The organism is Acetatifactor aquisgranensis, assembly GCF_943193215.1.
GTDB lineage: Bacteria > Bacillota > Clostridia > Lachnospirales > Lachnospiraceae > Acetatifactor > Acetatifactor aquisgranensis.
On sequence record NZ_CALPDH010000062.1, the window covers coordinates 1 to 11313 of the forward strand.

General features: G+C 48.6%; 12 protein-coding genes. 11 read left to right on the forward strand and 1 reads right to left on the reverse strand.

Annotated elements, in window-relative coordinates:
• Both NFS35_RS27720 and NFS35_RS27725 read left to right on the forward strand, forming a co-directional pair.
• The coding region (locus tag NFS35_RS27720; protein WP_251210210.1) for a glucosaminidase domain-containing protein at nucleotides 1-607 on the forward strand (607 nt) is incomplete at its 5' end.
• Between the two features lie 173 nt (nucleotides 608-780).
• Complete coding sequence (locus NFS35_RS27725; RefSeq protein ID WP_251210211.1) at nucleotides 781-2562, forward strand: recombinase family protein; 1782 nt, start codon at nucleotides 781-783, stop codon at nucleotides 2560-2562.
• A 65-nt stretch (nucleotides 2563-2627) separates the two neighbouring features.
• Here the strand turns inward: NFS35_RS27725 and NFS35_RS27730 are convergent, their stop codons facing one another.
• On the reverse strand, nucleotides 2628-2936 hold the full coding sequence (locus NFS35_RS27730) for a hypothetical protein (RefSeq protein ID WP_251210212.1): 309 nt from the start codon (nucleotides 2934-2936) through the stop codon (nucleotides 2628-2630).
• A gap of 1267 nt (nucleotides 2937-4203) precedes the next feature.
• Between NFS35_RS27730 and NFS35_RS27735 the strand changes: the two genes are divergently transcribed.
• The 9 genes from NFS35_RS27735 (at nucleotide 4204) to NFS35_RS27775 (ending at nucleotide 10992) form a co-directional block, all read left to right on the forward strand.
• Entirely contained in the window at nucleotides 4204-5046 is an 843-nt protein-coding gene (locus NFS35_RS27735; RefSeq protein WP_251210213.1) for an AraC family transcriptional regulator, read from the forward strand.
• On the forward strand, nucleotides 5036-5935 hold the full coding sequence (locus NFS35_RS27740) for a DMT family transporter (protein ID WP_251210214.1): 900 nt from the start codon (nucleotides 5036-5038) through the stop codon (nucleotides 5933-5935). Before NFS35_RS27735 ends, NFS35_RS27740 begins: the two co-directional genes overlap by 11 nt.
• Nucleotides 5919-6221 (forward strand): hypothetical protein, encoded by a 303-nt coding sequence (locus NFS35_RS27745; RefSeq protein ID WP_251210215.1) that lies wholly within the window; start codon nucleotides 5919-5921, stop codon nucleotides 6219-6221. The genes NFS35_RS27740 and NFS35_RS27745 overlap by 17 nt, the downstream gene beginning before the upstream one ends.
• A gap of 34 nt (nucleotides 6222-6255) precedes the next feature.
• Nucleotides 6256-6570: a hypothetical protein gene (locus NFS35_RS27750; RefSeq protein WP_251210216.1), complete on the forward strand. Its 315-nt coding sequence runs from the start codon at nucleotides 6256-6258 to the stop codon at nucleotides 6568-6570.
• Between the two features lie 3 nt (nucleotides 6571-6573).
• A complete protein-coding gene (locus NFS35_RS27755; RefSeq protein WP_251210217.1) occupies nucleotides 6574-6996 on the forward strand; it encodes a DUF2000 domain-containing protein in 423 nt (140 codons plus the stop codon).
• Between the two features lie 292 nt (nucleotides 6997-7288).
• The gene (locus tag NFS35_RS27760; protein WP_251210218.1) at nucleotides 7289-8020 is read left to right on the forward strand and encodes a LytR/AlgR family response regulator transcription factor; all 732 of its coding nucleotides are present in this window, start codon (nucleotides 7289-7291) and stop codon (nucleotides 8018-8020) included.
• A gap of 497 nt (nucleotides 8021-8517) precedes the next feature.
• Entirely contained in the window at nucleotides 8518-9429 is a 912-nt protein-coding gene (locus tag NFS35_RS27765; protein WP_251210219.1) for a sensor histidine kinase, read from the forward strand.
• A gap of 48 nt (nucleotides 9430-9477) precedes the next feature.
• Nucleotides 9478-10152, forward strand: a complete 675-nt coding sequence (locus NFS35_RS27770) for a hypothetical protein (RefSeq protein WP_251210220.1) — start codon at nucleotides 9478-9480, stop codon at nucleotides 10150-10152.
• 96 nt (nucleotides 10153-10248) lie between these two features.
• On the forward strand, nucleotides 10249-10992 hold the full coding sequence (locus tag NFS35_RS27775; protein WP_251210221.1) for a DUF6033 family protein: 744 nt from the start codon (nucleotides 10249-10251) through the stop codon (nucleotides 10990-10992).
• Nucleotides 10993-11313: the final 321 nt, after the last annotated feature.

Here is an 11313-nt window from a genome sequence, read left to right on the forward strand (position 1 = left end):
GGGCGTGAGGGGCGATATCGCCTTTGCACAGTCCTGTCTCGAAACGGGGAATTTTACCTTTTCCGGCTCGGCGGTCACTCTTTCGCAGAACAATTTCTGCGGTCTTGGGGTGACGCAGAGGGGCAAAACGGGGCTGTCCTTTGACACACCGCAGCTTGGTATCCGGGCGCAGATACAGCATCTCAAAGCCTACGCCTCCACAGATAAGCTGCGGAACGCACTTATAGACCCGCGTTTCCGTTATGTCACAAGGGGCTGCGCGCCCTATGCGGAGTGGCTCGGTCAGAAGGAGAACCCGCAGGGGAAAGGCTGGGCGGCAGGAGAAAAGTATGGGGAGAAGATACTTTCCATACTGAAAGCCGTTATGGACGAAGGGAAAGTGCAGTTCATGGAGAGCCTCACCCTTTCCGCACCTTACATGGTGCGGGTATCTATCCCCGATTTAAATATCCGAAAAGGCCCCGGAAAATCATACCCAAAGACGGGCAAGTTTACCGGCGTGGGCGTTTTCACCGTGGTCGAGGAAAAGGACGGCTGGGGGCTGCTGAAAGCCTATCAGGAAAAGCGCAACGGGTGGATTTCACTGGCATTCACCACACGGATTTAGAGGAATGTAAGGCGGCATTTATATAGGAAGAAAGCGGCCAGACCGCTTGACTTTACGGCCTTTCAGAGTGATTAATAGACTACCCAAAAAGAAAGGAGCGCAGACGGATATGGCAGATAATGAGGGAAAAAAACTGAGGGCGTCAATCTACTGCAGGGTGGGAAACCCAAAGGATGCGGGGCCTTATTTTAAAGAAAAATGCGGGAGCCCTGCGGGGCAGGGACGGAAAGGAGCGGATGCAGATGCGCATAAGGAAAGTTGCGATATATGCCAGGGTTTCAACAGAGCATGAGGCACAGCTTTCAGCATTGGAGAACCAGGTGCAGTATTATGATGACCTGATAGACAGGCACCCGGACTGGGTATTGTACCGCCGGTATATCGATGAAGGGATAACTGGTACCTCCATATCAAAACGGAAAAACTTCGTGCGGATGATGGAGGACGCAAAGGACGGACATTTCGATTTAATCGTCACGAGGGAGGTATCGAGGTTCGCAAGGAACACGGTGGACACCCTCCAGCAGACGAGGCTCTTGAAGCGGATGGGGATTGAGGTGTATTTCACCGAGGACGGTATATGGACCATGAACGATGAGGACGGGGAGCTTAGGCTGACCATCATGGCGACCCTCGCGCAGAACGAATCGAAAAAGACCTCCATGCGCGTGAAGGCGGGGCAGATGGTATCCTTCCAGAACGGGGTGGTCTACGGCACCGGGAACGTGCTTGGATATGACAAGGTAGGGCCGGAGTACGTCATCAATGAGGAACAGGCGGAAACGGTCAGGAGGATATTCGACCTGTACCTTGCGGGCAACGGCTACCATAAGATCATGAAACAGCTTGAAAAGGAAGGCCGCCGCACGGCGATGGGGAAGACGATGTGGCATTACGCCACTGTCGGCCACATCTTAAAGAACCGCCTCTACTGCGGGGAGCTGGAATACCGGAAGGAGTATGTGCCGGACTACCTGGAACAGAAAAGGGCGAAGAACAAGGGGGAGCTGGAGCGCGTCATCGTGGAGGGGAAGCACCAGCCCATCGTCACAAAGGAGGAGTTCGAGAGGGTACAGAAGATGATGGCGGAAAAGGACGCGCAGATGGGGCAGCGCCGGAAGAACAAGGGCGTCCATTCGGACGACCTCTGGCGCAGGAAGATGCGGTGCCAGTGCGGCCATGCTTTTGCAAAGACCAAGTGGCATACCAAGACGGACTTCATCACCTACACCTACAAGTGCTACGACCAGACCCGGACGGGGACCATAGCGGCAAGGCTGAAAAACGGCTTAAGCATTGAGAACGTCTGCCGTTCGCCGCTGGTGCAGGACTGGAAGATGTACACGATGGCGCAGAAAGTCCTCCACGCCGTTTTCGATGACCCGGAGGGAACGCTCCTGAACGCGGCGGCGGTGCTGGGGTGCGGCATCGCCGGGGTGGAGCAGTCGGAAGTGCTGCGGGACAAGGAAATCATAGAAGAACAGCTTAAAAAAGAGCGCGGGCGGTACGAGACGCTCCTCGATATGAGGATGAACAACGAGATACCGAAGGAAGTATTCAGCCGCAAGCAGCAGGAGGTCGGGGAGAAGATAGCGGAGTTGGAGCAGCGGATGGCGCAGTACGGGGACGTGGAGCCCGCCACGGAGGCGGATGTGAGCGGCAAGCTGGAAAACCTGCAAAGGCTCATGGGGCAGTCCGCCATGCCGGAGGATGGCGAGTTTTCGGAAGAGGAAATGGATAAATATGTGTCAGGGGTGAGGGTTTATGAAGACCGCTTCGAGTGGCTCTTAAACTTAAGCCCCGATGCAGGAGGGGGACTGGATGATGCCGGTTCCCCTGTTTATTTTAAGAAGATAACGGTCACGCCGGATGACGAGCGGGCGTGGTTCAGGAAACACCCGCAGTGGTCAAAATCCAACAGGTACGCGGAACTGGAGGTATGGATATTCATTTAAAACGAAAGAGGGACAGGGCGGAAGGGCTGTGGCGCAGCCTTTCCGTCCTGTCCGGCACTTTGCGGTTACAATTCTGTGGTCATTTCTTTTGCGTCTGTCGGCAGGCATTTCCCCAAAAACATGGCCTTGCAGTCGGAAAATCCAAGCAGATATGCAAGCATCCCAAACCGGGAGCCCAGCGCGTTCTGCTCGCTGACGTAGCGGTCAATCAGCAGCCGGATTTCTTTTGATAAATCCATCCTTTCCAGTTCGCCGGAGTATACGTCAGACTTTCGGAGAATCGCCTGGTATTCCCCGTCACCGCTTACAATGCCGTTCATGACACCGTTCATGCGTGTGTCCATGAGCTGGTATAATGCAGAATCTTTTTCCAATCAAATCCCTCCTTCCGTGGTGTCGTAGCTTACCTCTGTTTTGGCGGGATAGCAAGTGGAAAAATAAAAAAGCCGGAAAACCATCTTGTAGCGTCCGACATTTTCTGATAAAATATCCATACGGGGTACTGCCATAACGGGATAGGCGGTCAGTCCTTCTTCGCAGAGGGACTATCCCTCTGACAACGGGTAAAACCGGGAAAGGAGGGATTGCTTATGAGTGACTATGAACTGCTGACGGTTGTTCTGATGATTCTTGGAATCATCGTTTCGATTTTGATAGCGTACATAAACCACACAAAAAAGTAACCGCCCTCGGCCAAAGGATGCGGTTACTTTTTTAGAAACCAATTTCTAAGGGCTGACCGTCTATCGGCAGTATTCCCTTTTGTATTTTCATTGTAACAGATTCCCCCGCATCTGTCAAACGCTGCGGAGCGTTCCGCTGAAATCATTTTATAGCGGATTCCGCATAAAGGCAAGGGGTTAATTTGTCGATTTGTCGAATCGCAAAATAAGGTGGGGTAAATTCCGCACAGGTGGGGTAAAAGGGGTAAATAATTTACCCCAGGGGTAAAAGTCATCAGAATCTAACAGCGGCACAGGCGGCAATTTCCAAATAATGCCATAGGAATTTGGGTACTTGCAGGCGAAAGTATTGAAGAATGGCTTAAAATCAAGGTTTTTTAGGCTTGGTGGGGTTCATCACGGTGGGTGGTGGCCCCCCTTTTTTTGTGTTTCTTGATGCCGCTGATAGGATGGCGATAGGGGAAAAAATCGTACTATCAGGCAAAAGTATACTTTCACGCAAAAGTCAGGGGTTTCCGTGATAGTATAAAACGGAAAGGTAAAAAGGAGTAGGGTATTGTTGGTTTTTGTGGAAAAGGGTATTAGTTTGACGGAAAATGCTGTCGGTAAACGGGGGATATGATACAAACACGGAAACTGCTCGGAGTTTTTGTGTTTGTATATGAGTTTCCGTGATAATATGGAGTTTTGCGTGATAGTATACAGAAAAATTGAAAAATGATAGCGAGGGAAAAGAGGGGTGTTCAATGACCCTTTTTTCATTTTCAGGCAATTCATGAATTTCTTCATTTCTAAAATGCAGCCTTCTAATAAAATCCCCAATGCACATAAAACCGTTTCTTTTTATCCAGATAATCCGCACAAGAAATAAAATCAATAAATCTGAAAAATGAAGATATTTTACAAGACGCAGGAAAAAATAAGAGGTAAAATGGCTTTTGACAAGGAGGTAATCCACATGAAGAAAGAAATAAGGACAGTGGTATACGATGATGAATTGAGGATGGAGGCATACCGCTTTGAGGGAATCGTGCAGCCGTTTCCAAGCCATTTCCATGAGCATTATGTCATAGGTTTTGTGGAGAAAGGGGAGAGGGTGCTTTCCTGCCGTGACAGGGAATATGCCATAGAGGAAGGGAGCATTGTGCTTTTCAATCCGGGCGACAGCCATGCCTGTGTGCAGAGTGATGAAAGGACGTTTGATTACCGGGGATTTAACATTTCAAAGGAGGTCATGCTCGATCTGGCAGAGGAAGTTACCGGGAAACGGGAACTTCCGGGATTTTCAAGAAATGTTATCTGTGATGAGGAGATAGCCTGCCACCTGCATCCTCTGCATGAGATGGTCATGAAAGGAACGGGGGAGTTTAAGAAAGAGGAAACATTGCTGTTCCTGCTCTCGTACCTCATCCAGAATTATGGGAAGCCTTTTGAAAGCTGCATCCCGGAATGCAGACAGGAGATTGAAAAAGCCTGTGAATACATGACAGCACATTTTACGGAGCGCATCTATTTAGACCAGATATGCCGCCATGCGGGGCTTAGCAAGTCAACGCTGCTGCGGGCCTTTACAAAAGAAAAAGGGGTCACGCCGTACCGATACCTTGAGACAGTCCGCATCAATGAGGCAAAGAAGCTGTTATCGGAAGGTGTGCCGCCCGTGGAGGCGGCCATAAGGACAGGGTTTTCCGACCAGAGCCATTTTACAAATTATTTTAATCAGTTCATAGGGCTTGCGCCGGGGACTTACCGTGAAATATTTTCGGAAAAAGACGGGGACGGTGGGCAGCATGGGGAATAGGAGAACGGCCGGGCATCTGGCGGCGCTGTTCACCATCATCATATGGGGGACGACATTCATATCCACCAAAGTCCTGCTTACGGATTTTAAGCCGGTGGAAATCCTGTTCTTCCGCTTTGTCATGGGTTTTGCGGCATTATTTTTGGTCTGTCCGCACCGAATGAAAGGCGTGGGGCGCAGGCAGGAGCTGACTTTCGTGCTGGCGGGTTTGAGCGGAATATGCTTATATTACCTGCTGGAGAATATCGCGCTTACATATACGATGGCGTCCAACGTGGGAGTCATCATCTCGGTTGCGCCGTTTTTCACGGCAATCCTGTCACGCCTGTTCCTGAAATCAGAAGGGACGCTAAAAGCGAATTTTTTCATAGGCTTTGTGGTGGCAATGGCGGGTGTTGCACTAATCAGCTTTAACGGCTCCCGGATGGAACTGAACCCGGCGGGGGATTTGCTGGCAGTCCTTGCGGCATTTGTGTGGGCGTGCTATTCCATACTGACAAGGAAGATCAGCAGTTTCGGCTATCAAGTCATACTCACCACACGGAGGACATTCTTTTATGGAATTTTGTTCATGGTTCCGGCATTATTCCTTTTCAACTTTGAAATGGGGCTGGAACGGTTTGCGAATATGACGCATCTGCTCAATATCCTGTATCTTGGGCTGGGGGCTTCCGCACTTTGCTTTGTGACATGGAACCTTGCGGTAAAGGTGCTTGGCGCAGTTAAGACCAGCGTCTATATTTACATGGTTCCCGTCATAACGGTGGTGACTTCCGTGTTAATACTGAAGGAGCCGGTAACGTGGGTTTCCATTATGGGGACAGTTCTGGCGGTTGCAGGGCTTTTCCTTTCTGAATATAGCGGGAAGGGGAGTGGGAACAGTGAATGAGCCTGCGATAAGGACGGAGGAGCAGATCATCAGCCTGTTCCCAGACAGGGAAACGCAAGTCTGCCGGGGATGGGTGCTGAAAAGAATGGAAGGGCAGCTTTTGGTCTATCCGCTGTATTACAAATTTTCGGAAGGGGATATCCCGGAGAACGTACGCAGATGCGAGGAGATCAGCCGCCAGTGCGGGGCAGTGTGTGTTCCGCATCGTGGAGCATACCAATTACCGCCTGAGTTCCATCCTTACGGACAATGGGTACGGGATGGAAAAATGCGGCGTGGTCGGTGAATGGAATTTAACAGGGGATGCCGGAAAACTGTGCATGAAAAGGAAAATGCCGGAGGGATTGTTCTTGAAAAACGGGAACGGTGGGACGGAGTACGTCATGGCGGGAGAGATGGTCATTGGGATAAAGCGTCAGGGACTTTTATTCCTGCCGGATGGGAATCTGCCGGATATAGGCTTGGAGGACATCCTGCGGTTTGCAGCGGCAAATGGAATCGTAAGGATACTGGCAGATATTCCGGGGAGGGAAGAACTGCCGGAGCAGTATGGGCGGCTTGGCTTTCGCAGGACCTATCTCTACCGCTGTTATCAAAAAAATCAGGAGGAGAAATCCTCTGGAAAAGAGGGATAGAAAATGGATTTACAGAATGAAAAATGTGTCATGGTGATTGATGAGAACCTGCCGCTTGGCATCATAGCGAACACGGCGGCAATCATGGGCATCACGCTGGGGAAGCAGATGCCGGAGGTCGTAGGCGCAGATGTGTATGACAGGACGGGCAATGGTCATTTGGGGATCATTGAATTTCCAGTGCCGATCTTAAAGGGCAGTGTGGAGGTGATCAAGTCTATCCGAGAGAAGCTGTATGAGCCGGAGTTTTCGGACTTGACGGTGGTGGATTTTTCAGACCTTGCACAGGGGTGCAAGACCTATAATGAGTTTATTGAAAAGATGAAGGACGTTCCAGAAAGGTCACTGAATTATTATGGGGTTACCATCTGCGGTGCGAAAAAGAAAGTAAACAAATTGACGGGAAGTATGGCGCTGCTGAGATAAAGGATATACAAAAGCTAACCGCCGCATATGGTAGGCCGCCATATGCGGCGGTCTGCTGTTTCCACAGGCAGGTTTGACAGCAGAAACCGCTTGGAAAGCGGGGAAAACAGAGTTAATATGCTGACACGACGGTTTACGTTTCCCCTATATCGGACGAAAGGCGAAAAACTTTAGGGCTGATTTGGACTTTCAAAAACAAAAAATCTGCGATTCACGTAGCCAGATTAACCATTCACGAAGTAGGCGTTAGAAATCGCCCTTATTTTTCCGATAAGTTAGTTGAGGACTGGAGGTGGCAGAAACGATAAAAATTGCGGTGTGTGATGATGAAAAAAACATAAGGTCTTACCTCGTTTCGCTCATCAAAAAGCAGGGCGGGGAATACGGCATCACGGAATATGCCTCTGCCGATGCGTACCTTTCGGACGGTAAGGAGCATGACATTATATTTCTGGACATAGAGATGGGCGGCTCCGGCGCAGGCATGGACGGCATGGGGCTGGCAAGGCATATCCGGGGCATGGAGGCGCAGAAACAGCCCATCATCATTTTTGTGACAGGGTATGAAAAATATGTGTATGATGCGTTTGACGTAGGGGCGTTCCAGTATCTTGTAAAGCCCGTGGACGAACAGAAATTTGCAGAGGTGTTCGGACGGGCGGCGGGGCAGATCGCATCGGAGGCGGAGCAGCGGAAGAAAAAACTTGTGATCCAGTATGGCGGCGAGGGAAAGGCGATACCGCTGAATGACATTTACTACATGGAAAGCCGGAACCACAATATCATCCTGTACCTAAAAGACGGAAGTATGGAATACTATGCGAAGATCGGGGATTTGGAGGAGGAGCTTGCGGGGCAGTTCTACCGCATCCACCGGGGATACCTTATCAACCTTTTCCATGTGGAGGGTTACGATAAGACGGAGGTAAGGATGGCAAACGGGGATAAGCTGCTGCTTTCAAGGTATAAATATGACGGCTTTGTGCAGGCATACATGGATTACATTTCGGAGGAAAGCCTATGAGCCAGCCAGCGTTTGAAATAGTGAATAGCATATTGGATATATGGAAGATTGCCATACAAGCAATTATGTTCCTTGTTTTGTGGGCGGCGGCTTTCAGAGGGAAAAAAGGAAAAATGGATGGCATTGCGGCAGCGCTGTTTATCCTTGCCAATATAGGGATAGGATTCCTTCCGTGTGCCGCTTGGGTGCGGTATGGCGTTTCCGCTTTTGCAATAATGGGGTATGCGGGGATACGTTATAAAAAGCAGATTGGAAAAGCAGTATTTGTGATGCTCTCCTTTTATAATCTCCATTGTCTTGGCTATTTGATGGCGAGCAGTATTTACGAAAAAATAATAAATGTAATGATGAAAAGCCTAGATATGATGCAGGATAGTTATTTGCAGGAAATGTATCACTGCATGACAGTTGGGATGTTCTGTTTGGTATTTACTTATTCGGTATTATTTGTGGCAATGGTGCTTATTTTGTACAGACTTATGAAGGGTGTAACCATAATGGCGTGGCAGGATGTTATCCTGCTTTCCATCCTGAATTTTGTCGGGAGCATGATTGCAAACGTGGTCAACGGCCTGCTTATTGTAAGAATAAATACAGATGCTTTTGTGCTGTTTGATGAAAAGCCAGACCTGCTTTGGAAGATTCCCATGATAGCATTATGTATTTTTGCGGGAGAGGCCGCCCTGATTTATTTCTGGCAGAGATACCGCATCCTGCTTGCTGAGAGGCAGAAACATTTCGTGGAGGAACAGCAGGTCAAGGCCATGAAGATGCGTCTGGAGGAAGCGGAGAATTTTTATGGAAGCATCCGGAAGGTGCGTCACGAGATGAAGAACCATATGGCGAACATTAAAGGACTGGCAGGAGCCGGGGAGTATGGGGAAATAGAGGATTATATACGGCGGATGGATGAGACCATGCAGGAACTGGAATATAAGTATGTGACGGGGAATGCAGTGACGGATGTCATCATCAATGACAAATGCCGCAGGGCGGAAAAGGCGGGAATCCGGTTTGATGCAGATTTTCGGTATGGCGGGGAAATTCCCGTGTTTGATATGGGGATCATATTGAACAACCTTTTGGATAATGCCATAGAAGCCTGCGAAAAACTGGAAACAGGTAAAGGATTTATACGCCTTTCATTAAAGCGGAAAAAGCAGTTTTTGATACTGTATGTAGAAAATAGCTTTGACGGTGCTGTCCCTGTAAGCAAAGGCAGTCCACTCCCGCCTACAACGAAACAGAGTATCCTGCCGGGAATCATTACGGAGCATGGGATAGGGCTTGAAAATGTGCGGGATATTGCAGAGAGGTATTTCGGCGGTGTAAACATAAAAGTGAAAGGGGATGTGTTCCATGTGACGGTAATGCTGCAGCAGGGGGAGGTGGGGAAGGTAAGTAAATGACCTTGCACTAAATGAAACTCAAAAACAGATTAAAACGGAGGAATAAAAATGGCTATCAGTGGAATAGGACAGAATTATTATCAGAACAATGTGGAAACAAAGAGAAATACGAAAAATGTGAACGGTACGGAAAAATTCGCACTGGAAAAAACAGGCAGTACACAGGAACTATCGGAAGCGGAAGAAATGGAACTGTTCAAGAAGGAATTTTATGAAGACCTTTCTAAAGTCACCAATCATAGGATGGTGAGCAATGCGGCTGTCAATATCTCGGAGGCGGCATTCAAGGCAATGAAGGAAGACCCGCAATACAGGGAGAAGGTTCTTTCACTGATTCAGAGGGATTGGGGGGATTCCTATGCGCCGAGGAACTGTTCCGTGCTGATAACTGTCGGTGCGACCCTGAATGAGTACAGGGCGGATTCATGGCCCGTTGGCTATGATTCGGAATTTGATGTGCGTTCACAGAACAGTTTCTATAAAAGGACGAGTGACAAAAAAGACAGGCAGAAGGAACTGTTGGAAGAATATCTGGAAAAGCGGGCACAGTCTAAGAGACAGCAGCAGGAGCTGTTGGATGAAAAGATTGCAAAGGCGGAGCAGGAGAGAAGCAGGCTGGCAAAGGCGTGGGCTGGTGAAAGGCAGATGGCGGCGGCATCCAATGCTTATGATGCAAATGTCATGACGGAGATAGCGGCAGGCGGTGATTCGCTGCCTGGTTAATGAAGGGCATCATGCCCGGACTTACCGCAAGGGGGCATGGGCGGCTCCGAATGACAGAGGGCTGTAGGTAAGATTTTTTGAAGGAGGATGAAAATTATGTCAATGGAGATCACAAACAATTACAGTAACTATGCGGCAAATTATACTGATGCCGTGAAAAAGCCGGATGTCAGGGCGGCAACAGAGGTAAAGACAAGCAAATCAACAAACAGCAAAGACAAGGTGCAGGCGTATTATGAACAGCTATGCAAAAAATTTCCACAGATAAATTTCAACACAAATGGCGGCGTATTACCGAGCAATAGCAGCAGAGTCACGGTAAATCTTTCGTATGACTGTTTGAAGAAAATGGCAAATGATCCTGAATTCGCAAAAGAAATCGAATGGAATCTGTCGGGAGAAGTTGCTGCAAACTCAATGGTTTATGGGTGGGCGCAGAGAGATGGTGTCGTACTTGGCGGAAGGACTGTTACATATGATGCCAATGGCAACAGGCAGTCATCCTGTGGCGGCATGAGGACAGCAAATACAGGGAATGGAAATAACAATACTGATAAAATACAGAAGAAGTATAAGGAAGAGGAAGAACGCCTGTTAAAAGCCAGAAAGAAACGTGAAGAAAAGGAAAAAATTGCTGAAAAGCAAGCAGAGAAAAAGGCGGAGGAAGAAAAAGCAGCGGAACGTCGGGCAGAAAGAAAAGAGCATATGGAAAAACTGATGGAAGGGACGTACAAGGTATCTGCCATTGGCACGGATATGAAAAGCGTTACACAGAATATTGTTGCGGCGTTATCCGGCACATCGTCACCCACAGGGGCAAGTTTTGATATAAAGGCATAAATAATCCTTACATCCAATTCCGCAGAGGTGCATAAAACTTTGCCCCTGCGGATTGCTCCGGCATATTGCATGGGAGCGAATGTGGCTCTAACGACAGAGGGCTGTTACATAAAAATAACTTCTCGGAATCTCAATGAATGAGATTCTAAGCGAAGATTGACAACTGAATATCATGCAGGAAAAGAAATTAGAGAAAAATGGACATAAACATTGGACATAGTGGGTACTATGCCTTGAAAAATCTTATGGAATCGCTTAATATATCATTATTAGGCGGCTAAACCTAAGAATGATGATCTCTCGGAATTCTGATTGATCCTG

What these genes read in the sequence shown, in the direction of transcription:
- NFS35_RS27765 (WP_251210219.1), top strand. Translation starts at nt 8,518, where the DNA reads ATGGCGTGGCAGGATGTTATCCTGCTTTCCATCCTGAATTTTGTCGGG.
- NFS35_RS27740 (WP_251210214.1), top strand. Translation starts at nt 5,036, where the DNA reads ATGGGGAATAGGAGAACGGCCGGGCATCTGGCGGCGCTGTTCACCATC.
- NFS35_RS27770 (WP_251210220.1), top strand. Translation starts at nt 9,478, where the DNA reads ATGGCTATCAGTGGAATAGGACAGAATTATTATCAGAACAATGTGGAA.
- NFS35_RS27755 (WP_251210217.1), top strand. Translation starts at nt 6,574, where the DNA reads ATGGATTTACAGAATGAAAAATGTGTCATGGTGATTGATGAGAACCTG.
- NFS35_RS27775 (WP_251210221.1), top strand. Translation starts at nt 10,249, where the DNA reads ATGTCAATGGAGATCACAAACAATTACAGTAACTATGCGGCAAATTAT.
- NFS35_RS27750 (WP_251210216.1), top strand. Translation starts at nt 6,256, where the DNA reads ATGAAAAGGAAAATGCCGGAGGGATTGTTCTTGAAAAACGGGAACGGT.
- NFS35_RS27725 (WP_251210211.1), top strand. Translation starts at nt 781, where the DNA reads ATGCGGGGCCTTATTTTAAAGAAAAATGCGGGAGCCCTGCGGGGCAGG.
- NFS35_RS27735 (WP_251210213.1), top strand. Translation starts at nt 4,204, where the DNA reads ATGAAGAAAGAAATAAGGACAGTGGTATACGATGATGAATTGAGGATG.